We start from the raw sequence: 24,881 nt of genomic DNA on the forward strand, positions 1-24,881 counted from the left end.
GCATTGATCTCAGATTGGGCAAAATCGTTCGGGCTAATAACATGCAGCCACCTTCGCAGGTAACTGTGAGATTTTGCCTTTCAACGGGGTCGGAAGCTGCTGTTCAGACTGTTTTGCCTGCAACTGGCGGCGTTGTTGATCCAGTTCATTTTGCTGATGAATTAATGCATTCCATTGTTGCCAATTGTGTTGGATCGCGCTTTGGTCGCCGATTTTATAGCGCACCATGATGCTTTTTATCCCTAAGTCGGCAAGCGTTGATAAATCTGTCGGGAAGTCATTCGGTTGGAAAATGTGTTCACCTTGAGAAAAATCATCAAGGAAATCAGGCCAGGCACCTTCTCCTGAGTAGTTATAGCGGATGTCGAAACCAGGAAACTTTATCACCAGAGTAACCTGACGGCACTGCGCCGGTTGCCAGCTAAATTCATCGCTATCACTGAAATTCATGCTGTCCAGTGTTTTACTGTTCCCGTTGCATGTTAACGTTACGCTACTGCCGATCGGCATTAAACGCGCACCGCCTGGAATGGTGGCTGGCTGACTGGATAAATGAATATTCAGGGGCTGGCTACCAAGCGCCTCACGTTGCTGGTTAACTATCTTCTGTTGGGCATCCAGTTGATCTAATTGATCCTGCACAAGTGTGGTTTTACGTTCCGGCATCACCAGCACATCATCTGGTCGCAGTTCATGATTAACCAGTCGTAAAAACGCCGGAGTCAGAGCCACTGATTGCCCCTGAAACTCACCGGCTCTGGCTCCTTTGCCATCAATTAACAGTAGGCTTTGCGCATCATTTTTCACGAAATCAGCTAGATATTGGCTAGTTAGCACCTGTTGTTGGTTGTAGCTTTGCTGGCTATTTTTATCCATCGGCCACAGCACTTGAGACTGCCAGCGATCCTGAAGCCAACAACTGGAATAGGCTAATGCGTGCCTGACCAAGAGACGCCCGTCAGTTTGATACAAAGCCCAAACTGCATTGATGGCAAAGTCGTCACCCGGTGAGCTCATACTTTTTTGCAATAATGCAAAATTGCTATCAATCTGCAGTAAAGGATTATTCCCGCCTTTATCTTCCTGAGTAAATAAACCGCGGGTCAAAATATTACTGCTATCTGGCGCTGCCATAGCATCAGCCACAGCGGCGCTCAGGCTATCTCGCCATGTCAACCAATTGGCAATCTGAGTATCTGTCGCCTTCTGGCTCCGTACCTGTTTGTCCACCCCCAGCAACGCATCAAGTTTGTCCTGCAAATTCTGGTTTAGCTGGCTGACTTGTTGAATGAGCGTCGCGGCATTCGCTAATTCGCCCAGTTCGATCAAACGACGTAGTTCTTGCAACCAGGGCTGAGCATGTTGAGTATCAATATTAGTCAGTTCATCATGTACTCGTTGTGCCAAACGCATTGCCGGGCTGTTGCCCTGATCAGTAGCCAACAATAATTTTTGCCAGCTATCACTGGTCAGATCTGAAAAATCCTCTTTTCCACCCGCGAGCACCAGAGCCAGCCAAACGCTCTGCCGTTGGCTTATCCAATACGAATAGAAACTTGCCAATGAAGATTTTATTTTTTCTTTATCAATAACTTGCGTAATCATAGCGATATCCGCATTGATTACACTATTCCCCGCGAGTGTCCATATCCCCTCAATTCTTGCCTTGCTCTTACCGCTATTTACCCCAAAATCCTCCATGGTGACTGCGGTCAGACGTTCATCAGGTGCCAGCAACCAATGCCACTGAGTACTATTAATCAATTGCACCAATAATGCCTGCTGCGCCGCTATTTGACTGGCACCAGACGGCTGCTGGATCAGCGCCCGTTGTAACGCAATCTCCTGCTCGTAGGGCAATGGCGATTTAGCACCGTTCATGTTTAATAACGGCAATCCGGGCGGATAAGCGAATAAAGCGACTAGCGGTTGCCCCTCCAACATCGCTTGTTTCTGTTTGATACTTTGCGCGAGATGACGGATTAGCTGACGTTGCTCTATCGGATCAGATTGATAAAAATGCTCGCGGAAGCCTGACAATATTGCGTCTATATCGATGGGCTGTCGTGGAATATGCTCAAGTAATTGGGCATTGAGTTGTTTATGTCGGACGTTCAGCAATGGAATAAACGGAAGGTAAACCCATTTTTTTTCATAATGTTGTTCATTACGTTGCAAAGCACTAACCCATTGCGCTGGGGTGATTTCAGCAGAGGGTACACCAACCAGTGTCGCGCTTTTCCAACCGCTAATCCCCAGCAACAGTACGCAGGTTGCATAAAAACAGGTCCTGCCCCAATGCTGATAATAACGGCGCCACACACCAACGGCTTCAATCTGGCGATTATGGCTCATGGCTGGCAAGTGCTGAGTGATTAAGTCATGCAGAAACAACGATTGACGCTTAATACTGTTTTTGCTTATCGGCTCACTGGCAGTAAACCACACCGCTCCCAAGCTACCTTGCTCAAAATAAGCATCCGGCTCGCACAATGCGGCCAAATAGCCCTGCAATGCAGGCTGTAATGCGGCAATCTGTTCCGGGAAATCCAACAGTGGCAGTAATGCTGCCGTCGGGGCATTTCTCGCTAACATACTCATTCGAGCTAGCCCCAGCCCCTCATTCAGCAGAGCAAACATCGGGTCCAGCAACGCGGGATCGCTGCCATCAATCACCGGAGGTATGGGCCAGTAATGACCTAAGGCCTGCTGCCGCTGCTGTGGGGAAAGTGCTTGTGCCCATTGGCTAAAACCCGGTATTTCATCACAACAGGTGATCATCACATACAATGGCAATCGTTGTTTCACCTCATTGATCAGCGGTTCGATTTGCGTACGGATCCTGCGGGCATCCAGATGTAGGGCCACACTGTCTTGCTGCAACAGGTCGCGGACAGAAACACAGATGATGATCCCAGAAGGGGGTGGCAAGCGTTTACACCAACGGGTTAATCTCAGCCACCCACGGCCAAAAATCGGCGATTTATCAAGAAAATGACTTGAAATATCGAGAACAGCCAGAGAACGATAAAACCACCAGCGTAAGGTTCTGGTCGGTACTACCAGTGTATTTTCCGGTTCATGGGAAAACATGGGCAGCCCAGCACCTGCCAGCAGCGTACTCTTTCCGCATCGCTTGCCTGTAATGATATACCACGGTAATGGTTTTTTCCGTCGGTGGATACGCCGAATAACCACTGCACCGGCCTTCCAATGTTGGAATAATACATATTCCATTCTGGATAAACGAAAACGGCCAAACAGTCGTGTTATTGCACCATTATGGTAGCTTTGGAATAAATATAATCCGAACAGCCTTAATGCGATAATAACAATAGCAATGATCAACAACAGTAGAAATGCAATTGGAGCTGGCCAGTTTTGCCATGTGGTTATTATCAAACAAATAACCAATAGCAGGCACAGTAAAATTGACCAAAGGGCAAAAACGAGTAATTTTTTCAACATAAAATAAATCAGGTCAGAAAGACCATCCCTGCGATAAACATAACGGCATAAAGAGCAACGACACCTAAGGCCGCAGCCCATTTATTCTCAAAAAACCGTCGTAGATAAGAAGATTCAACGATTTTATTGCCTGAATCTATCGGTGTTAACAATGCCTGATTTGGCCAAACCTGCCATTCAACTGGTAGATTCTGCCTTTCTTGCGTCACGCGTTCTGCTAATAATATATTATCGGGCTGGGTATATTTACCATTGAACCCCATTAACAGGCAGAATAAATAAACCAAACGCAACGGATAATTATCTTTATCAATGCTGTCTAATCGACTAAAAAAAACTTCACCGCCGATAGCTGTTTGGAATAATTGACCTTGCAGTAATGCACTACGCCATTGCTTAACCCAAGGTAACGATGAACAAAGGACTCGCTCATCAAACCACACCACAACAGCGAATAAGGCATTATCACAATCATCAATATCATTGTACTGTTCAGCCGCCAAGGCAGCCTGCTCAAATAAACTCATGCTTTGCTGACGAAAACTTTCATAATCACTGTATTGCTGAGGGTAAAGATAAAACTCGGTCGCAAACCGCCAAATAGGTAAATAGCATTCAACCAGCCTCATCATGAAGCCACCATAAATATGATTTGTACCTGAAGATCCTCAGGAGCATCGGCCCAATAAAATGCCACACTTTTATGCTGCTCTATTTTCTGCCACAGTTCACCGTCACGTTTGACACTGAAATAATACGAATCACTGCGATTAGGCACACCACGGGGAACCTGAGCACAGAGATTTGTACCAACGCCGGGTAATGCGTGTTGAATTAATGATTCTATATTTTGGCGTGAGGCCAGCTTAATATTATGGCTGTTTTCCGCTAGCAACTTGCTCTCAACGAACTCTCGCGAACGTAGCAACAATAATATCGAGTCAGACTGACGGCTTTGGTTGACATCAAATTCGGTAGAAAATATACCGCTCTGATCATTTTCTAGAGTAATATAAATATTGTCCTCTAGTACTAGGCTATTAAGTAGTGCTACCAATGTTTGGCGTAAACTTTCAAAACACGGGATCAACTGCTGGTGGTCGTAATCAAGTACCGTGTTGCCACCATGACGCCATTCTCCTAAAAATGAACATTCATCATTAAATGAAGATAGGTCGCCGACCAATTGGCGTAGTACGCAATACATTTGCCAAGGGTGGATCTGACGCGCCTGACAATAACTATGTAACAGTGGCAGCGTACGATTTAGCGAACGCATGACCAATAACTGCATCATTTGATCACTGCGTTCATTATCGCTGACCAGTCGTTCCGGGCGTTTATATTCTTCCAGCTTGCTGGCTCTATTACTTAACTCGAAATAGATCGCGTCAACTACGCGCCCAAGCATTGGCGTGCTGTAGAGTGTCAGCGCAGGAGGGGAGTAACGGTTGTCCAGCACCACACCGTCATTTTCAAAGCGTAAACGCGCCAGAGGAATGCATTCGCAATCAACAGCATCATCACGCTCAATATCCCATAAAACACGCACGTTGTAGCAAATATGAGGAACAGCGGCCTCCGGGCCATTGTCATAGATATCCTTCATAATCACTTCATCACCGGCGGTAATCCAACGCGTGGTGACACGATCGTTATCGCGGGCTAATACAGAGACATTATTATGACCGGGATCGAGTCTACGCAGCGCTAACCACAGAGTGAAGGGTTGGTCGCGCTGTTTCCACGCATCGCGAAAGTTGCGTTTTTCAATCTGGCAATTTCCGGGAAAAACCAGATAATTTCCGCCAGGCATAACGAAACGCATTGTCTCAATATTGACGATAAAATCCGTCAGCGCCTCTTGGTTCAACTCCCACGTCAACACACCATAATTGTAGGGCTGCGCCATACTGAGCTGTTGAGTCTGCAACCATTCATGGTGTAGATCCAGAGATTGTAAATGTTGCGGCTGTAAATAAAGCCCGGAATACCAATGGATCTGCTGCTGCTCTAAGTACATATTATTGCACTTCCTTTAAGGTTGGCTGATCGTGTTTCTGGGCAACGATACTTTCACTGCCGAGCGTGACATAAGCATTAAGTGGTACCAGTTGTGCCACCCATATTTTATTCGGCCAACCTTGGGCTGTAAGCGTCATTGGAATGGTAAAGCGGGCAATGTGCCGACTGTCGGGAAACGGGAAATAACCCGCAACCAGAGCGAGATAGCGAGTATTCTCTGCCCGATCAATATGCAAGGTGTTTTGCTGTCCAGGCATCACGACATACCGATCTAACTGTAAAATGTCAGCTTCACTGCCGGTACCCGCAAACATTGATTTTAGTTGCACCGGGTTTTTGAGTAATTTATCCAACGCGGCAGCGTTACCGGCTTGAATAACCAGAATGGAACTGCTATTTGCCAAACCATTCCACGTGTTTAAACCCGGTTGTGCGGTCAACTGGATTGTAATGGCACTTTTTGCAAATGGTTGCGCCACTGTATCAATGGCTTGTTGGCGCTGTTTGGGATCCTGATGACTGCACCCCGTTAACATGAACACCAACATGGCGAATGGCCAAAAAGCTTTCATGGTAACCCCGGCCCCTTTAAGATTTTATTGATCTCTTGTAAGCTGCTGTCGTCACGTAGCATCTCCTCCAACCACTCCGTTAAGGTCATTCCTGCCCAGCGAGCCGCACGTTCCATCAAAAAAGGCACCGGGCTGGAAGGCTCACTTTGACGAAAAAAATGCGCGATCGTTAGCATTTGGCTGATAGCTAAATCCCGCGACATTTCCTGCTTTTTTGCATCACTCAACAAATGTTCAGCAGAAAGTTCAGGCTTTTCAGTCCCTTGATTCAGTACGTTTAATGACATAATTTCTTCATAGTTAGGCATGATGCGGTCACCGATACGTTTTAGAAACTCGTCGAGCTCATCGATCGTCTGATAGGTTGTATTAAAAGGCTGGCTGTCGGTGTGCGTCTGCAAGTCCACATAACATTGCGTCAATTTGATCAATTCAATCAGGCAATGCCCCAGCACATCCATCACATCAGAAAGCTGCATTGATGGAACGGTTAGCGCCCAGCGATTAAAGCTTTCCATTGAATAATCGCCGCTCTGTAACAGCACATTGCGCTGCTCGCTATCCATCGCGACCTGATGTTCAAAAGCCAGCACTTTTTGCCAATATTCAGCACTACTCTCTGTTTGCCCTAACAAAGGTAATTGAGTCAGAATCTGGCTCAGTTGCCGGTCAAGCCAATCCATTTTCCCCTGCCGGATCCGTTCTCCGTCATCATCGAGCGCGGGCCAACCAGAGTGCCAGTAGCGTTGAATAAACTGATTGAGAAAACGTAATCCTGTCAGTAATCCGTCAGTACCGTATTGACGGGTCAGTGCTTCGGTTAGCCAACAGGCGACCTGAAAATCCTTACTTTGCCTGCTCAACAAGGCTTCACTAAGCCTAATCACTTTTAACCAGTCGGCTTTACGCGGCGTACTGGCCCACTCATCTTGTGGCAAATAATCGGGATCGCTTTCCCTCGATTGGCGTATCTCGTCATACGCCATTTCGTATTCCATATTATTGCCTGCCGGGCTATGGGTACTGATAGGTGCCAGCAGTGCGTCAAGATCCAGTTTTATTTCCAACATATTTTCCTATGCAATCAATACGGTAGGACAACCAAGGACGATGGTGCCACCATGAGCACAGTTATCCCCCATTCTGGCCGCAGGCTTGCCACCAATCAGTACCTTTGAGCTACCACCCACCACTGAATCCGGAGGCCCAACGCAAACCGCCATCGATCCCAAGGTCGCCGCAGGCATACCACCAATAAGTACTGTGACGCTTCCTGGGGTCGAGATCGGCCCGCCGACATGCGGTATCGGTGGCACGCCGGGTGTTACCATCGGGCACACATGCATATCCCCCAATCGGGCAGCAGGTAAACTCATCTCCCCCCCTCGGCACTCAGTAATTTATCCATTAAGGTTCTGGCACCCACCAACGGCAATTGCTCGCCAGCCAACGCCAAAGAGCTTGATTTAAGCGAACACAGCAACATTACCGGCGACAAATCGGCTTCGGGATACACGGCATCCAGCCCTGCGGGAGCCATACTGCCCTCAGACCAAAACAGGGATAAAGCCATGGCCCCTAGAGCGGATGCAAACCCCAGTGAGTTGCCGTGTTGAAAGATGCGCCAGCGTAATTCGTCATCAGGTTCAGCCAACCATAAGGCAATATCTGCGTGGCAGCCCTGCCAGACGACATCGTTTGGCGCATAAGACAAGCAGGCGTGAGCAATTTGTAGTGCTCGACGATAAGAGTGCTGTTCCATCCATAGAATGAACATTGCCTCCCATTGCCCATGGGCCAGCAGCACCTGTGCATTTTCATGCCAAGGCCGCAGCGGTTGCATAAGAGCACGATTTTCGGCGCTGATAAGTTGTGATAATTTGTTCATACCGATCCTTAGCCAATCATGACCAAGCCGCCTTTCACCTGAGTCATTCCATCGCCCTGAACAGTGACCATGGCTCCCTTTAGTTCTGCCGTGGCCGAACTTTCAATTTTGATTGTGGTAGCTGTTAAAGTAATTCCGACAGGGGTGATGGAAATCTTGCTGTTGCCGACTTTCAATTCAATCCCTTGACTGGACTCCAACAGGCAGGTTTTATCCGCACTGATCTCACTGCCGCCGCCAGAAATCGTCAATTGATGATCACCACCCTCAAGTTGGCTAGTCAGGCTACCTTTGATAGTAAGCCGATAATCTCCTTGCTCTAATGCGGTCGAGTAATCGCCCTGTTTCAGGGTCAGTGCATCATTCCCTTTGGTTATCTCGGTGGTGCGATCTGTGCCAATAGTGAGGTTTGCTGCATGCTGGATCTCACTGGTCATATCGTTTTTGACCGTCAATAGCAGGTCTTTTTGCGAAATGATCGTCAATTTCTCCGCATCTTTACTATCGTCAAAACTCAAACGATGCCCTTGCTCGACAGTACCGTCCTGACTGGTTCGCGTTACAAATCCACTCATCTGTTTTTCATCTGGTAGCGTAAATGGCGGCTTATTCTCGCCGTTGAATACAGCACCGGTCACCAGTGGATAATCAACATTTCCCTGCACAAAACTGACAATAACCTCACTGCCAACACGGGGCAGGAACAGAGATCCAAAACGGCCACCAGCCCAAGGCTGCGCTACCCTAACCCAGCATGAGCTACTACCATCCTTCTGGTTTTCCTGATCCCAGTGAAACTGAATTTTGATGCGGCCATGCTCATCAGTATGAATTTCTTCTGAGTCAGGTCCGACCACTTTAGCCGTGATAATCCCTGAGAGTGTGGGTATTGGCGTACTGACGTCAGCTCGATACTTTTTGTCACCATCAAGAGCAATAATTGAGCAACTACAATCCGCCAGATCACCGTTTACATTACTGCTCACATGCAGTGATAACGATTTAATACGGAAATCGCCACGGCATGAAGGGTGATTGGTGAGGCCAAATACCTCGCCGCAGCTCAGCCAATAACTCCTTATTTCACCGCTAAATAATTGAGTATCGGCCTCCAACTGCTCTATTTTCACTTGAGCCGTTGTCGTTAGGTGATCCCGTTTTTCATCCCCGACAAAATCAATGTAACTGACCGTATCTACCGCCTGATTCTGGTTATTACTGTTCGACTCCCCTGCAATGCTGTTTGCTTGCTGAGTATTAAAACCCAGTAATTTAACGCTGGACGCGGCTAACGTGCTGTACATTTTCCAGTGATGAACGCCAAACTTGTCTTGATTAGATGATTGTGAGTCAAAAGGCAATTCACGGGGGTTTGCTACCGGGTGGTTGGCCGGATGGTCAGCTAAAACGAGGGTGTGCTTCTGTTCGCTGTGCAGGAAAAAATAGTAAATGCCTTCCTGCTCCAGCAGCCGACTGATGAAGTTGAAATCTGATTCGCGATATTGAATACAGTACTCACGTGCTGGGTATTGTGCGCGTAAACGTAAATCAATATCGGTGATGTTGTGCTCGCGCAATAATTGGCACACCAGATCGGGAACATTTATGTTTTGAAATACGCGTAAATTGCAGCCCAAACGCAGCAATGCCATGCGCGGCTCAATAAGGCCGATATAGTGACTAATATTCTGGCTATCATTGACTTCCTGCATGGCGGTAAGTACGCCGTGAACATAGCGTCCCCGCTCGGTATCACCTATACGGCAAACCAGCTCTTTTCCCAGATAGCCATTAAGCTGGGTAGACGTAAGCGAGGAACTGAAATGAGCGCTGTACTGATAAGGCTGCGAAATAGACTCCTCGCCCGTCAGTTTAAGCAACAACATGTCATTTGCTGCATTACCTAACCAGCGAATAAAACGTTTATTTTGTCCAGCTGACATAGCGTTACCTTACCTATCCAATACGGGTAAACGAACTTTGTGGTACACAGCGGGATAACGCTGCGCCAGACAAATATCCAACCCAAGAATGCCCAGCCCCAAAACAGCCGTCGTGCTTTGTTCATTATCAATCAGCAGATCAATCTCAAAATCCAACCCGATCCCCACATAATTTTCAATTTGGTGCCAAAGCGGGTGATAATGTCGGCCTTCAGGAAGAAATAGATTCGCGTCATCGCGTTTAATCGGCCCCAGTGTCAGAGTGAAGTTGCTCTGAATATCGCGGCACACTGAACCAAGCATCGGGGCGCTCCCCAGATCTTGTTGCTGATGACCCAATCGACAACACAGCTCGCTAGCGACCCACTTCCAACTTCCAGTAAAAGGCGTGATCTGGGCTGGCACCGCAAAATGCTGCTGTAGCCAGATCTCAAGATTGACCAGTGAACGCACCGGATGAACTAGCAAACCGGCAAACTTTTCTTGTTGAAATTCGGCTGACTGCTGTAGCACGCCAGCCAATGCGCGGATCGCCTGGCTTAACGGCGGGCTATCGATATACTCACTGGCCGCATAGTAATGATATTTCTGCCACGATAAGAAACGGAGACTCTGCAAACGGTGGTTGAAGATATCCAGAAATGCCTTGCCTGCCGTATCGCCGTAGCGGTAGTAGCGGTCGATTAGCCATTCGGTATAGGCTGTAGGCAACGCACCGATAGCCCCCGTCATGCCGTAGGCAAAAACTTCAATCTGCCATTGTTGATCTTGAGTAAGGCTAACGTCGCCAATTTCTCCATGACCAGCATCCAGTGACAAAGGAGAAATAAACCTCAGGTGGTCGGTCAGAATTTCCGCAGGTGGCAATTTTTTTTGTCGAGAGAGTTTTTGTAACATCACCCTCACTTGCTGAAAAAAGCTGTGGCGGCTATACAGCGGTTTTACATCCATGCCAACCGCCCTGCTCGTATTGGCCACTGGCGCAAAGATTCTTCCTGTGAACCAATAGAGGTGACCACACGGGAAAAGCTGTTCACCGGAGCATAGAGCGCCAAAAAGTGATCCAGAAAACGGCACAACAAGAAATAACCCGGCTCATCACCCGCAGCATCAGTAAACGTAATTCTGACTTGCACACCCCGAGCCATGGATCGGGGATCATTAGCCACCAAACGAGCAGTGACTGGCGTGACCTCAATACGATCGATCAAGTTAATCAATCGTTCATTGGTCGGGCTGTTATTAAAGTTGTACAGAGCCAGCGTTTCCTTTAATACCCGACAGCCTCTGGCTCCATTGAGCAACATATGATTCAAAGACAGTTGAGAAATTAAGCGCCAGCGTGCCGCCTGCTTAATGGGTGGTCGCAGCGGGGCACTTGGACGGGTCAATGCCTGTATTTTTACACCCGATAGCGGCAGTTCTGATTCAAAATCACCCGCAGGGTCGCCATTAAGCAAGTATGTGGCTAAATCACCATTGGTACAGGTCAGTGAGATACTGACCATGTCACTTTCCGGTTCCAGCGGCTGTTCGCTACGATCGCAAAAAGCAATAAACCAGCTGTGGGCTCCATCCTGCTCATCGACCCATTTGCGCTGTATCGCTTGCCAAAAAATCCCCGCCTCCCCATCGCTGCGTGAATGATCGAGTCCAAACAGCGGATAAATTGGCCGTGAGACGATATCGTTTCCCTGCTTTCGTAAGGCATAGACGTTATCTATTGACCACACTTCCATCGACGATTTATAGCGAACATCAGGTTTAACAGCATATTCAGCCATCTCATGATGTGGAGTGATAGGCTCTGCCCGCTGTTCAAACAAATTGATTGCCGGGGTGCAGTTAAGGCGGAAGACATCTGTGTCGATAATACTGGCGATATTATTCAGCAGACGCGCAGTTTGGCAGTGATTAAATACCAATCTATAGGTTAATTCACTGTTGCTGCTCGCAACGAAATTTGGCGGTAAAGGCAGATCGATAAAATGGAATTTTTGTGGAAAGAAAAAATAATCTTGCAGCAAAGTATGAGCAGGCGAAATCAAAGAATCCCGGTCCAGTAGCCCTTCGCCAAAAGCAAATCCGACCGCTTGAATATCTTCAGGTGTTAACTGATACCAAGTTCCATTCGCAGCGAAAGAAAGCGATTTCAATTCACTGCACAGCAAACTGTATAACACGTTGACAATAGATATCGAACCATTGATATACAGACGGATCCGATCAGCCTCTACGACTGCGCCCGGCCAAACTGTAAAACCCAATTCAAGCTGCCAACTCATATCATCTTCATTGAGAGTAAGCTGCGTTTTTTGTAAAGTCATGGGCAAGAGCATGACGGGATATAGGGTACGAAAGCGACAAACCTGACTATTAACGGGTTTCGAAAATAGCTCGGTACCACTTTTGATTAAGTTCTTAGCCGTCATTGCGCTGGATTTAATATCAGGCAGCATCTGAATAATGCAAACCGAGGGGAATTGACGTAATAAATGTGGTGCCAATACCGTTAATAGCGCATCCGTGACCTCTGGCATATCCTCATCAAGACGTTGTTGAATTTGCGCAGTCAGTAAAGCAAAAGACTCAATAATGCGTTCTACATGAGGATCTTCGGATAATCCGTCAGACATACCCAAGCGGCGAGCAATTTTGGGAAATTGGCGAGAAAATGCCGCACCATATTTTTTTAGGTGTGTCAGTTCTTTTTGATAGTATGAGAGAAATTTATTTTCATACATGATTATCACTACTCACTCAAATAAAATCGGCTTATCGCATCGTCCCAAATTAATTTATAGTGCACAGGCTTATTCTGATAATGCGCATCAATTAAAAAAATCATTCCCACGACACCTTCATTGGCAACGGTAAAAGAGACATTCTTTAAGCGAGGTTCAAAACGGCGAATTGCCGTCTCAAGACGACCTTGTAAAATAAACTTACGCTCACCTTTAGGCATATCGCTAGAAAAATTCTCATCAATGCCATAATTAAGAACTGTGCAATTGAGAACAGGTATATTCTCTACATCGGAAAAACGGGGTCGAGACAATAGCAGCATCATGACTTCAGCTTCAAAGTTGCTCTCAGTAACCTCAACATTCTCACCCTGTTGTTTTGGGTTATCATCAGACAAACGCTGTAGCAATGAAGTCATACTACTACCATCCATTACAATAAGATTACGGCATTTATTTCATAAATTATTCAATCAGTAATAACCAGACAATTACGATTTTACTGTTGAATACAAAACAAATCAGCTAATAAGACTATGTGCATGTTATATTCTAAAGCTATTTTTCTATGTAGGTTAAAATTAAATTTAATGTAGGAATAATTACCAATTTCATGAGAAATAAATCCATCCAAACAAAATAAGTAATACAAATCAAAAAAAACCAATAATGCCAAAAATACTTGCTCCTCTTGTTGATAGCTGTTAATAATTATAAAGCTGATAGTTAATCTCCTAGCATCGGCACGAAAAAATTTATACATCATGTAAGAAAAACCGCTCAGTTCAAGAGTATAAATTTATACAAAAATCAATACAAAACACCTGATATATAAAACTTAATCTGGTAGCAATTGTTGAAATGAAGCACATCGTGTTTATAGCGATAGCAATGCTTTAACTTCAACAATCAGTCTGTTTTATTTTGAATATGATCAAAATGAGAAATAGCAATGAGCAACACGCAACGTAAATTAGATAAAGCAAGGCCTCCAAGAGTACAAATCACCTATGACGTTGAAATAGGAGGAGCACAAAACAAAAAAGAGTTGCCACTGGTTATTGGCGTGATTGGTGATTTTGCTCAGGATGAAAAACCGTTACGTGCCAGACAATTTACTCATGTAGATAAAGATAATTTCAACGATGTGATGACCGGTATGCACCCTTCGGTTGAGTTATTAGTAGAAAGTGCATTGCCGGGAAAAGAGGGACAAATGTCTGTCTCCCTATCTTTCAATTCTATGGACGATTTTTCGCCGGAAAGTATTGCGCTTCAAGTTGAACCTTTACGTGCCCTCCTTGAATTGCGGGAACAACTCAGTGATTTGCGTAGCCGTACAGCCAGTAATGAACGGCTAAAAGAGCGGCTACTTGAGTTATTGGAAAGCCGACAAGCAGAAGACGCGGTACTTATAGATTCAAAGGAGAACCCCCAATGAACGACATAAAGACGATGAGCACTTCTGCAACGACAACTTTACCTATAGATTTTCTTGACCAGATTATTGATGACAGTCAGGCAATTCGCCGAGAATCAGATCGCAGTAAGATCAAAAGCCAACTAGATAGTCTGCTGGTAGAAGCGGCATCAGGTGCATTGGTCGTCTCCAGCGATTTAGTGGGTAGCATTGAAAAGCGCATTGCCGCAATTGATACCATATTATCCGCTCAAATCAGTAAAATCTTACAAGATCCTGTTTTCCAGCGTATGGAAGCATCCTGGAATGGATTGCATAAATTGGTGCAAAGTAGTGTTACTGAAAATACCAAAATTAGGGTTTTCAATTGTACCAAACGTGATTTGATCAAAGACTTTAAAGCGGCATCTGATTTTGATCAGTCGATCTTATTTAAATCTATCTATGAAAGTGAATATGGCACCTTTGGCGGTGAACCCTACTCTGCTTTTGTCGGTGATTTTGAATTTGATGCTTTGCCCGAGGATGTGCAATTACTAGAACAGATTTCTCATGTTGCAGCCGCTGCTCATGCACCTTTCCTGAGTGCCGCTAACGCGGGAATGTTTGCCTTGGGCCGATTCTCGGAACTGCATCGCCCACGAGATTTGGCAAAGCTTTTTGATACCTCAGATTATGCCCGCTGGAAATCTTTCCGTCTGACTGAAGATGCTCGTTATGTCGGGTTAACGCTTCCGCGCGTTATTGGTCGTCTGCCATATGGCGCTAAGACGACACCAGTTGAACGTTTCAATTTTGAAGAATTGATCGATGAAAATAATGGAGAAGCCAGCTATTTATGGGTCAATGCCGCATATGAACTCGCGGGCCGTTTGATTGAAGCTTTCGAAGAGTATGGTTGGTGCGCAGCTATTCGCGGGGTTGAAGGAGGTGGATTGGTAAAATCGCTGCCTACCTATAATTATGTTTCGCAAACCGGCGAGAAAGTCATGCAGTGCCCCACTGAGATTGCAATTTCTGATCGCCGTGAAAAAGAGCTGGCAGAGCTAGGATTTATTCCATTGGTTCACTGCAAGGGCACGGATTACGCTGCATTTTTTGCCGTGCAGTCGTTGAGTAAAGCTCGTAAATATGATTCAGAATTAGCAAATGCCAACGCCAGATTATCAGGTCAGTTGCAATACATTATTACCACTTCTCGTTTTGCTCATTATCTGAAAGTCATTGTGCGCGATAAAGTTGGCAGTTTTATGTCTAGAACCGACTGCCAGAATTTTCTGCAAAACTGGATCAACCAATATGTTGTAGGCTCGGATAATGTCGGCCAACAAATCAAGGCCAGTCATCCATTGCGAGAAGCTCGAATAGAGGTAATAGATATACCTGGCCATCCAGGACATTATCGTGCAATTGCCTACCTCAAACCTCATTTTCAATTAGAAGGTTTAAGTATGTCGTTGCGTTTAGTGGCGGAATTACCCGCATCTACAAATTCTTAATATTATAACTTAAGGGAAGAAAATTAATGGCCCAAGCTAACACACTGTTTATGAAAATCACCGATATTAAAGGTACTGTCACGGACGCTGGATACAAAGAATGGATTGCAATTAATCATTTGGATCAAGGTATCTACAGCTCTGTCGGAATTAGTAATAGTGAATCTTTACTAAAAAGCGGTAACGCCGGATTTGATGACGTATCTTTCACTAAAGAAATGGACTCTACCTCAGGTGCTTTGTTAATTAATGTCGCTGAGGGTACTGCCATTAAAGAAATTATTGTGGCTTTGACCGCAAAAAAAGCAGGGAAAGATTATGAAATGGTTCGTTGGATCTATGAAAACTGCATAATTAATCGCCTACATGTTTCAGCGGTTAATGCAGGTGATGTGCCGATCGAACATCTTAGCTTCGCTTTTAGCAGTGTTAAAGTAGAAACTAATACTATGCAGTCTGCCGGTGGCACCCAAAAACATGGTCCTAATGGTTGGGATTTAGTCAAGAATTGTAAACTGTAATCCACTTACGCCCTCAAGCAATACAATCACTGACTGTATTGCTTGCATTTCTTAGTGCGCACAAAGCAACACCCCATCCCAAACAAATCATTTTTAATAAAAAAATTTATAATCACCTACGTGTAACAACACCAGTCAGTCTTATTTAGACATTATTAAAGTTAATTTCATATTGGAAAAAAAATGTTAGAGCTATTTGATGTAAACTATAAATTGTTGTCTGAAAATAAATCAAAAGAGCTATTTTCACTCAGAAATGACACCTTCAAAGACAGGTTAAATTGGGACGTGAATTGCACAGACGGAATGGAGTTTGATCAATATGACACAGATAATACCAATTATTTGTTTGGTGTAGCCCATGGTAAAATAATTTGCAGCGTTCGTTTTATAGAAACAAAATATCCTAATATGATTACAGGAACCTTCGCTTCATATTTTGATAAGATTGATATTCCTGATGGGGAATATATTGAATCCAGCCGTTTTTTTGTAGATAAGAAAAGAGCAAAAGAGATATTAAACAACAAATACCCAATCACTAATATACTGTTTTTTTCGATGATTAATTATGCAATAAAAAATGCATATGTAGGAATATATACTATTGTGAGTCACCCAATGCTGACCATTCTAAAACGCTCTAATTGGCAACTAGCTATTATCGAAAGAGGATTATCAGAAAAAAATGAACGCATCTATTTAGTTTATTTACCCACAGACCATGAAAATCATAATCTATTGGCAAATAAAATAAACGATAATGATACTTTTCTTATGAACACCACAACTCAATGGCCACTATCCGTTTCACTCATTGAAAAACAGGTTTAATTAGTTGTAATTCAACACCTAGCTTAATGGCATGTTTGGCATTAAGGACTCCCAGTTTTTTAACTACATTCCCAATGTGGAATTTTACTGTGCCCGTTTTTATCCCCAGAATCAGTGAAATTTCCTGATAAGTTTTACCATTACTGGCCCAATAAAGAATTTCATTTTCTCGTTGAGAGAATATTTCTTTATTATTTGCTATTTTATGATCACTTTCTCGAACCACCTCTCTGTATAGGGAGGTGCGTTTTTCATGAGCAAGAATAAGTAACATTTGTAGCTCAGCCTTATTTTTCTCAATGGTATCCTCAATTTTATTACAGCTAAACTCATCCTTCATAATAGATAACATCACTAAATTATTATAATGATCATGTAATACAAAAGTAAAACCGTTAACAATATTATATTTTTTAGAAAAGTTAAATATTTGCGAAAACCTCAGACCATAACTGATCACCAGACTTTCGTCCCAGGAAAAAGGGGATTCTCTATTTAATGCCGTTATCACTACTGGGTCAATCTGTTGATAGTTATTTCCTTTGTAAATATCAACCCATTCTTCAGGATAATTTGATATTATCTCCATCTCTGAAGGATTTTTCTTATTCAAGATAAAATATGAATACTTAAAATCACCATAGATACTGATCTTTCTATTCAAAAAATTCTTTATTGAATTATTTATAATATCATTATCATAAGATGGAACAGGCATCAAATTGGCTCCTAATGAAGGTTTGGCATACGTAATTAAAATAAAAGTTTAGTCGTTAACTAGACCTAAGTGTAACTATTAACCAAACTAGAAAATAAATATAATTCTCTACGTAGTCAGAACATAAGAAAAAAAACCTGATCCACGATTAGATCAGGTTGCCATTTGGCGAACACCAGGGAAATTTAACCATTACCAGATGGTTGAGTAAAACAAGTCAACCTCTCTCTTGTGTTATCTGTAAGGGTACACAAGAGAGAGCGACTCTAATAAACATTGATAAAAATAAATCCTTAAAACATAGGATACTTCACTGCATTTCTTTTCACGCACAGTAATTTATAAATATTACATGCGTTCCTAATTGTCAGGATGATATCAATTCTAACTGCATGTTGTCCGTAGGAAATGGTTATATTCCTCAGAGAAAAATCATTATCTCAAGATTACCCTCCCATTGCCCTATCATTAACATGAAAAATTATTAACCTTACTATGGATAACCAAGACGGTGGTCATTGTTCGGTTCCGCTGCCTACCACTCGCCACACTGTTATTGATTGGCATCGGCTGGCGCTACCGAAATCCCCCTAAGGCAGTGTTTCTCGTTAATATCTCCCTGCCAGTATCAATGAAGGAACATGAGTAAATAAATATTTTCCACTTAAAAAATGGAAAATTCCTACAGTAAATACACACTCAACCTACAGACCCCAATCAGTATAAAACTTAATCTGCTCGCAGCTTTTTATTAAGTAATGTCCTCGTATGCAAAGAATATCAGGGTCATTGATATCCACCGTTCTTTGTGTCTTTTCCAAAGGCTTAATGTCCTCTTCGTTTTTAAGGTAGTAAACAATGAAATTGATTAATGGTTTGAAAAAAAACAACGTAAAAAAATCTCAGCAAGGTTTAACCTTAATTGAGGCCTCCATGGTACTGGCACTGTCGGCCGTAGTTATCGCCGGTGCCGTGATGTATTACAACAGTGCAGCCGAGAGTAATAAAATCCAGCGCGCCCAAGGCTTGCTGGGCTCGGTGCAATCAGCAGTCCAGTCAGTTTATTCTACACGTCCTAGTTATGCAGGCCTAAGTAGCAAAGAGCTGACAATGACGGCGGCAATCCCGCGCTCGTTTATCGATGGCCAAGGAACGGGTGCCACAATAATCAATCCGTGGGGTGGACAAGTACTGGTTGGACCAGGTTCGGTGCCGACCAATTACACCATCACTTTTCAGGCGTTATCGCTTTCTGCCTGTACAGCCATGGCCAGTGTCGATCTTGGTAATTCGCTTATTGGCTTGAAAGTCGGCAGCGCCCCTCTGACATTAGGTTCTTTCACAGGTCTCCAAGTAGCAACAGCTTGTGAAGCCGGTGGTTCAGCTAATCGTTCGGTTGATATTGAGTGGACATTTAAATAACCAATAAGAATGCATTATTTCCGTATTTTTCATGACCCAATTACGGATAGACTTTTATCCAATGGACGCAATATGCAATATAAAAAGAATACCTTGCTGGCAATACCATTATGCCTCGGCCTGATTGGCGCAGTACATGCTCAACCAGTCAATACCAGCGCCCAGCCAGATTCAAATAAACGTTTTTTACAGCCAGAGAAAAAAACATCGTCAATGCTCGGTAATAAAGATAGCTCATCAGGGCCTCAATTAATTCAACCTAAACCGGTATTCCAGCAAAGCCAACCTGCGCCAAAGGCCAGCGGTAGCGCCTATACCTATACCGCGCCGGAAAAAATCTGGCAGATCACCCGCGGCACCGATTTGCGGGCACAGCTGGATAGCTGGAGCACCGCAGCAGGCTGGTCATTAGTGTGGGATTCTGAATACAGTTATTTAATTCAGGCCAATGCCAGTTTTAAAGGGGATTATATTTCTGCGGTTAAACAATTATTCACCGCATTGGGTGATATCAATCCGAATTTATATCCTGAGCTTTACCAAGGTAATTACGTTCTAAAAGTGAGTAATCAGGCCCGGTAATTATCGCTGACACCAGACTATTTATAAAATATTTATAATAAGTAACGAGAATTAATAAAATGTTGAATACAAAAATAACTGTTTTGCTCTCGTGCATGACGCTTGCAGGCTGTAGCAGTACCACTTATGACAATGCGACAAACCAGAATAAAGATACCCTACAGCGCACCGAAAAGCTGACCAAAATGGCCGAAAAACCGATGCCCAAAGCTGACACCAGCGTCGTCCCAGTACGTTCGGGGGTTTACCTGGGTGCCACGGCAATGAAACGCCAAAGCGGACAGGTGCTTCCTGCCTCCGTGGAGCGTGATGGTATTCGTTTAGCGACCCCTGATGCACAGAGCTTGATGGCGATTGGTGATTTGATTTTTGAAACCACCGGTATTCCAGTGTCATTCTCCAGTGACATTTATCAGGTTAAAAGTGTTCCCGTAGCAGCCGCTGCCCCGGCCGCAGCTCCGTCGACCGAAGCCGGTGCCATTGCTGCCGCGCTGGACGCAGCCTTGCCTAAAGCCATCAATGCGCCACAAAACGCGGAAGTACCCACCGTATTCGCTGGTAAAGTCCCCAATATTAGCCGGGAAAAAATGCGGGTTAACTACAACGGCTCATTGTCTGGCTTCCTGAACACCACTGCGGCCTACTACGATATTGGCTGGAGCTACCACGATGGCCGCATCCAGTTCTCTCGTAATATCACCCGCACCTTTAAACTGGCCTCGATGCCAACCGTACTGGACTCTAGCGCCAGCATGACCGGTGGCTTAACGGGCAAAGAGAGTGACAAAGGCAGTTCAATGAATGCCGGCTCCACACAAACCTCATCCATTAAAGTCAAATTGGATTTTTGGAAAGAGCTTGAAGCCAATCTGAAAAACTCCATTGGTGATAACGGTACCTATACCGTTTCCCCAACGAATACCTCGATCACCGTCACTGCACCGGCGTCAGTGGTTGATCGGGTTGGCCGCCAGATTCAAGAAGCTAACAAGCAATTATTACGCCAAGTCGCCATTAAAGTTGATGTTTATAGCTTTAATGTTGACCGTAATTCTAATTGGCAGTTTGACTTAACCGCCAAATTTAAAACCGGGGTTGCCCAGTATGGCGTCGGCTCAACCGCCATGCTTTCCGATGGTAGTAATCTTGTCGGCTCACTGACCTCCAGTATCACCGGTGGCCGTTTTGACGGCAGTAAAGCAGTGCTGAATATGTTAGAGCAAAACGGGGATGTCAGCGTCGTCACCACCGCCAATGTCACCACCATGTCAGGTCAACCAGTACCGGTTCAGGTGTCTAATTCCCGTGGTTATGTTTCCGCAGTCAAAGTGGAAATGAACGATAACAAAACTACCACCACCGCAGAGTCCAGTATGGTCACCGCAGGTTTCTCAATGAATATCCTGCCAAACGTAATGGATGACGGCAAAGTGTTGATGCAATACAACATGAATATCTCAACATTAGTCGGCAAGGATAACGGTTTTGAAACCGTTATCATTGATAACAACGGGACAAAAATGCAATTGCCCAATGTCGACCAACGCTCATTTATCCAATCTGGCATGGTTAACAACGGATCCACTTTAGTTATGGCCGGCTTTGAACAAGTGCTCAATAACTCCGGTGACAGCGGTCAGGGCTCAGCCAACTTTAAGTTATTAGGCGGTAATCGTAAAGGCCAGCAGAGCCGTGAAATTCTGGTTATTTGCATTACACCTGTCGTACTGGATCACACTGCTGAATTAGCCTCATTAAACTAGAGGTCATTATGGATCTGCAATCGAATACATTCGTATCACAGCAGGGTATGGCACTGCTACATGGTGTCGTACCGCTAGGCCGTCGCAAATATGCCGTCAGCTTGCTGTGGAATATGGCAGAAGGTAACGGAAAGTTACTTCAGGAAGCCAAGATTGCCGCAGAGCGAATGGGGAGCACCCTGTTAGCACTGCGTCCAGGGCATGGGGTCTGGAATGATCAATTTGCCATCGGTGACAGTCAATTAGGACACACCCCTAAACTGCCTTCTCTTGCGGCAGCTCTGGCAGAACAGCTTAACGGCTCATTGCTGGGCGTCTGGCTGCTAGACGATAACGTGTGGTGGCTGGTTGGGGTACGTTCGGATGGCTCCATTGTTTATGATCGAGCGGTGGCCGATGTCGACGAAATCCGCGCTGAGTTTGATAACGCGCGGCTAAGCGACAAGTGGGAAGAGATTATCTGCCCGGCTGACTTCTACGTTGAAAATAGCTTGGTAGGTAGTCCGCTCGGTGAATTGATCGGTACCAGCAAAGTTCGCCTGCGCCCGTTGAAGAAGAGCCTGACACCGATGATAGCCACTGCGGTGGTCATTTCGTTACTCGCGGGGGCAAGTTTATATGGTTATCAACAATATCAAGCGCACCTAGCAGAATTGGAGCGGTTAAAGGCACGTTCTGCTGGCATCCCCCATGCGGATGACGAAATTGTCGTCCCTCCCATGCCTTGGGCAGGGAAACCCCAAGCCAGTGCCACACTGAAAGCCTGTGTCAAAGGGTTGCTGGCCTATGCCAATGAAGCCAACAAAATACCCGGTTGGTCTCAGGGAGTTGGCCGCTGTGATGGCACGTCGGTCACCTTTAGCCTAATTCGTTCTGGGGGCACCAACAGTTGGCTGCAAACCATGGCGGCGCGTTTACCCAGTAAACCCGCGGTTGCTGAGGGCGACAAAGAATCATCCTTGGTTTGGTCTTTGAGTGATCTCCCGCGTTATGCACCCGACAGTCCTGGTGTGTCGGTGAAGAAAGCCCAGCGCTACCTGCAAACCGAGTTCGACGAGCTGTTTACGCCGATTCAGTTTACCTCCGGCCAGAAAGAGCTTTATTGGACCAGTATTCGTTATGCGCTGAAAGACACCCCTAACCCCAGTGTCTACCTGCCGTTGTTTGGCAAAATTCCTGCCTCATTGATTCAGGAAGTCACTTTCGATCCGCATACCAACTATTGGTCATTGAGCGGTGAAATTTATGAGCGCCTGCAACCCACAGCCCAAGAATTAGAAAATTTAAAGAACTCACGAGGATATTAAAGTGAAAGCAACATTGCCTAAATTCCCACATTTTCGCGCCCCTATCCCTGCTCTGATTGTCGCGATGGCATTAATCAGTTCACCTGCGGTTAACGCGCTGAGCACCGACGCCAATTCACCGCCACCGGCCGCCACATCCAGCGCGCCCAATCAACCGCTGAATGCGCCGTTGAATGCGGATGATGACGTTCCCGATCAAGCAGATATCTCCTCTTACATTAATGAATTGGAAGGGATGAAGCGCAACCAGCGTGAAGCGCTGGAGATGAAGCAAGAGCTGGAAACCATGAAGTTGCGGGCCGAATTGATGGCCTTGCGCGGCGGTGCCCAGCGCGAAGGTGCCAGCCCTTACATCATGGCGCTAATGGGCGTCAGCAAAAATCGTCAGGCACGTATTATGGTTCCCGGTTACGGTGAAATGACCGTCCGCAAAGGGAATGTTTTGCCGGGTAACTGGCACATCATCAATGTCACCAATCAAACTGTGATTGCGCGTCAGGGTGATAACGAACAAGTGCAATTGCCGTTCTTTGCACATTAATAGATGAGTTGAAATACCATGAAGACCCAACCCCCTAATACACATGACACTTCCACTGCAAACCTGCAAACTTGGTTTAATAACGTGGACACCATTGTGTCAGTGCCGGGCGGTAAGCTTGAACTATCCGACAGTCAGCGCCGTGTGGCGCTGCTGTTTGCTGATGGCACCTTGCTAATAGACCTTGAGAATCAGACTAACCCCCAGATTTTGTTAGTGCGTGAATTAGCGCGCCGTAAAGGTATTGCGATCACCACGATAAAACCTGTAGCGATCGAAATTATCCGTCAGCTTTATGGTGAAGCAGAGAAACAGTTCGGCGAGCCGACCCACAAGTTGGATCAGATCACCCCCATGCAGCGTGACTGGCTTGCCCTGTTGAAGGAAGCCGCTGATCTGGCGGTCAGTGATATCCACATTTATGTCCATTCATTTGAAGCAGACATTAAATTTCGTGCCCATGGCGAAATGCGCAATATTCGACAGGTTGAAGCTGCATACGCTCACGAATTGGTCGCTTCTGCTTACAACATGGCTGATGCATCGGATTCAACCTATCGGCTGTATGACTATCAAGCCGCACGTATTTCGACCACCAGTACCCCACTCCCCAAAGGGTTGCAGGCTGTCCGTTTACAGTTAAACCCCATGGGCAATGGTGGGCGCTACATGATCGCCCGCTTGCTGTATGCGGAAAATAGCTGGGACAGAGAGAATCAAATGTCTCTCGATTCAATGGGTTTACACCCTCAGCAATTACGATGCTTAGCCAATATGCGTCTGGTCCCGGAGGGGATCAATATTATCTCCGGCCCCACCGGCTCTGGGAAGTCGACCACCCTAAAATTGGTGTTGGAACTGTTGTACCGCGAGCGTCGGCAGATGATTAACATTTTGACTATCGAAGATCCGCCTGAATATGAGATCTATGGCGCGGCCCAACTTCCAGTCACCAACGTAGACAGCGAAGAAGAGCGCGGCATGGCCTATCGCAAAGCCATCACAGCAGCGTTGCGTTCTGACCCGGATGTCATCATGCCCGGCGAAGCACGCGATCGTGAGGTCATCAATCTTGTATTTACTGCGGCGATGACTGGCCATCAGGTATGGACGTCTCTGCATGCCAATAGCGCGATGTCGATCTTCGACCGCCTGCGAGATCAAGGTGTCGATCGCTATAAACTCACCGATCCCACGTTGCTCTGTGGTTTGACCGCCCAGCGTCTGATCAAAAAACTGTGTCCCGCGTGCAGCCAACCCATTGATAAAGTTGAGTTAGAAGTATTAACCCACAGCCTATCCGGCTTTGCCGATGCCAGCGAAGGCTATGTCGAACACATCAGGCAAGCCAATCTGGCGGGCTGCCCGCAATGTTCCGGCGGGTATTCAGGCCGCACCATTCTGGCTGAAGCTATTTGTCCGGATCAGGAGTTTCTCACCTTGATGGATTCCGGCGATCGTGCAAAAGCTCTGCTCCATTGGCAAGAACATCTGGGCGGGATCACCATGATGGAACACGGTTGGCTACACATGATCAGCGGCGATGTTGCGCCTCGTGATGTGGTCGATCTCCTTGGCCCCTTCCGTGGCCTAACGCCCTTAAGACGCACTGCGTTAATTAATCTGAAGTGATA

Annotated in this window: 22 protein-coding genes; 10 read left to right on the forward strand and 12 right to left on the reverse strand. The window is 45.6% G+C overall.

The window, feature by feature from the left end; genetic code table 11:
* Positions 1-33: 33 nt before the first annotated feature.
* The 11 genes from HRD69_RS02640 to HRD69_RS02690 form a co-directional block, all read right to left on the reverse strand.
* Positions 34-3,237, reverse strand: coding sequence for a type VI secretion system protein (locus HRD69_RS02640; RefSeq protein WP_161597828.1), 3,204 nt, complete (start codon positions 3,235-3,237; stop codon positions 34-36).
* A gap of 239 nt (positions 3,238-3,476) precedes the next feature.
* Positions 3,477-4,100: a DotU family type IV/VI secretion system protein gene (locus HRD69_RS02645; RefSeq protein WP_032813416.1), complete on the reverse strand. Its 624-nt coding sequence runs from the start codon at positions 4,098-4,100 to the stop codon at positions 3,477-3,479.
* Complete coding sequence (tssK, locus tag HRD69_RS02650; protein ID WP_004874129.1) at positions 4,097-5,491, reverse strand: type VI secretion system baseplate subunit TssK; 1,395 nt, start codon at positions 5,489-5,491, stop codon at positions 4,097-4,099. Before tssK ends, HRD69_RS02645 begins: the two co-directional genes overlap by 4 nt.
* Position 5,492: 1 nt before the next feature.
* Positions 5,493-6,065, reverse strand: a complete 573-nt coding sequence (locus tag HRD69_RS02655) for a type VI secretion lipoprotein TssJ (protein ID WP_230817767.1) — start codon at positions 6,063-6,065, stop codon at positions 5,493-5,495.
* Positions 6,062-7,135: a type VI secretion system protein TssA gene (gene tssA / locus HRD69_RS02660; RefSeq protein WP_004874127.1), complete on the reverse strand. Its 1,074-nt coding sequence runs from the start codon at positions 7,133-7,135 to the stop codon at positions 6,062-6,064. The genes HRD69_RS02655 and tssA overlap by 4 nt, the downstream gene beginning before the upstream one ends.
* 6 nt (positions 7,136-7,141) lie before the next feature.
* Positions 7,142-7,441 carry a PAAR domain-containing protein gene (locus HRD69_RS02665; protein WP_032813415.1) on the reverse strand — a complete coding sequence of 100 codons (300 nt, stop codon included), beginning with the start codon at positions 7,439-7,441 and terminating at the stop codon, positions 7,142-7,144.
* Positions 7,438-7,953, reverse strand: coding sequence for a DUF6931 family protein (locus HRD69_RS02670; protein WP_004874125.1), 516 nt, complete (start codon positions 7,951-7,953; stop codon positions 7,438-7,440). The genes HRD69_RS02665 and HRD69_RS02670 overlap by 4 nt, the downstream gene beginning before the upstream one ends.
* An 8-nt stretch (positions 7,954-7,961) precedes the next feature.
* On the reverse strand, positions 7,962-9,896 hold the full coding sequence (locus tag HRD69_RS02675; protein WP_004874124.1) for a type VI secretion system Vgr family protein: 1,935 nt from the start codon (positions 9,894-9,896) through the stop codon (positions 7,962-7,964).
* Between the two features lie 9 nt (positions 9,897-9,905).
* Entirely contained in the window at positions 9,906-10,847 is a 942-nt protein-coding gene (tssG, locus tag HRD69_RS02680; RefSeq protein ID WP_032813413.1) for a type VI secretion system baseplate subunit TssG, read from the reverse strand.
* Complete coding sequence (gene tssF / locus HRD69_RS02685; RefSeq protein WP_004874122.1) at positions 10,838-12,640, reverse strand: type VI secretion system baseplate subunit TssF; 1,803 nt, start codon at positions 12,638-12,640, stop codon at positions 10,838-10,840. The genes tssG and tssF overlap by 10 nt, the downstream gene beginning before the upstream one ends.
* 8 nt (positions 12,641-12,648) lie before the next feature.
* Positions 12,649-13,059, reverse strand: coding sequence for a GPW/gp25 family protein (locus HRD69_RS02690; RefSeq protein ID WP_004874121.1), 411 nt, complete (start codon positions 13,057-13,059; stop codon positions 12,649-12,651).
* A gap of 533 nt (positions 13,060-13,592) precedes the next feature.
* Here HRD69_RS02690 and tssB point away from each other — a divergent pair.
* From tssB to HRD69_RS02710, 4 genes are all read left to right on the forward strand, one after another.
* On the forward strand, positions 13,593-14,081 hold the full coding sequence (tssB, locus tag HRD69_RS02695; RefSeq protein WP_004874120.1) for a type VI secretion system contractile sheath small subunit: 489 nt from the start codon (positions 13,593-13,595) through the stop codon (positions 14,079-14,081).
* Entirely contained in the window at positions 14,078-15,559 is a 1,482-nt protein-coding gene (tssC, locus tag HRD69_RS02700) for a type VI secretion system contractile sheath large subunit (protein WP_032813410.1), read from the forward strand. Before tssB ends, tssC begins: the two co-directional genes overlap by 4 nt.
* Positions 15,560-15,585: 26 nt before the next feature.
* The gene (locus HRD69_RS02705; RefSeq protein ID WP_004874118.1) at positions 15,586-16,080 is read left to right on the forward strand and encodes an Hcp family type VI secretion system effector; all 495 of its coding nucleotides are present in this window, start codon (positions 15,586-15,588) and stop codon (positions 16,078-16,080) included.
* Positions 16,081-16,263: 183 nt separating this feature from the next.
* Complete coding sequence (locus HRD69_RS02710) at positions 16,264-16,914, forward strand: acyl-homoserine-lactone synthase (protein WP_032813408.1); 651 nt, start codon at positions 16,264-16,266, stop codon at positions 16,912-16,914.
* Here the strand turns inward: HRD69_RS02710 and HRD69_RS02715 are convergent.
* Positions 16,895-17,632, reverse strand: a complete 738-nt coding sequence (locus HRD69_RS02715) for a helix-turn-helix transcriptional regulator (RefSeq protein WP_050538124.1) — start codon at positions 17,630-17,632, stop codon at positions 16,895-16,897. The two genes, HRD69_RS02710 and HRD69_RS02715, sit on opposite strands and share 20 nt — an antisense overlap.
* 858 nt (positions 17,633-18,490) lie before the next feature.
* Here HRD69_RS02715 and HRD69_RS02720 point away from each other — a divergent pair.
* The 6 genes from HRD69_RS02720 to HRD69_RS02745 all read left to right on the forward strand — a co-directional run bounded on the left by HRD69_RS02720 (position 18,491) and on the right by HRD69_RS02745 (position 24,879).
* Positions 18,491-19,054: a type 4 pilus major pilin gene (locus tag HRD69_RS02720; protein WP_004874116.1), complete on the forward strand. Its 564-nt coding sequence runs from the start codon at positions 18,491-18,493 to the stop codon at positions 19,052-19,054.
* A 72-nt stretch (positions 19,055-19,126) separates the two neighbouring features.
* Entirely contained in the window at positions 19,127-19,636 is a 510-nt protein-coding gene (locus HRD69_RS02725) for a toxin co-regulated pilus biosynthesis Q family protein (RefSeq protein ID WP_004874115.1), read from the forward strand.
* Positions 19,637-19,695: 59 nt separating this feature from the next.
* The gene (locus HRD69_RS02730; RefSeq protein WP_080544989.1) at positions 19,696-21,399 is read left to right on the forward strand and encodes a hypothetical protein; all 1,704 of its coding nucleotides are present in this window, start codon (positions 19,696-19,698) and stop codon (positions 21,397-21,399) included.
* An 8-nt stretch (positions 21,400-21,407) separates the two neighbouring features.
* On the forward strand, positions 21,408-22,706 hold the full coding sequence (gene pilO2, locus HRD69_RS02735; protein WP_004874113.1) for a type 4b pilus protein PilO2: 1,299 nt from the start codon (positions 21,408-21,410) through the stop codon (positions 22,704-22,706).
* A 1-nt stretch (position 22,707) separates the two neighbouring features.
* Positions 22,708-23,247, forward strand: coding sequence for a hypothetical protein (locus HRD69_RS02740; RefSeq protein WP_004874112.1), 540 nt, complete (start codon positions 22,708-22,710; stop codon positions 23,245-23,247).
* Between the two features lie 18 nt (positions 23,248-23,265).
* Complete coding sequence (locus HRD69_RS02745) at positions 23,266-24,879, forward strand: GspE/PulE family protein (RefSeq protein ID WP_032813406.1); 1,614 nt, start codon at positions 23,266-23,268, stop codon at positions 24,877-24,879.
* The last annotated feature ends 2 nt before the right edge of the window (positions 24,880-24,881 follow it).

The organism is Yersinia mollaretii ATCC 43969, from assembly GCF_013282725.1.
Lineage (GTDB): Bacteria > Pseudomonadota > Gammaproteobacteria > Enterobacterales > Enterobacteriaceae > Yersinia > Yersinia mollaretii.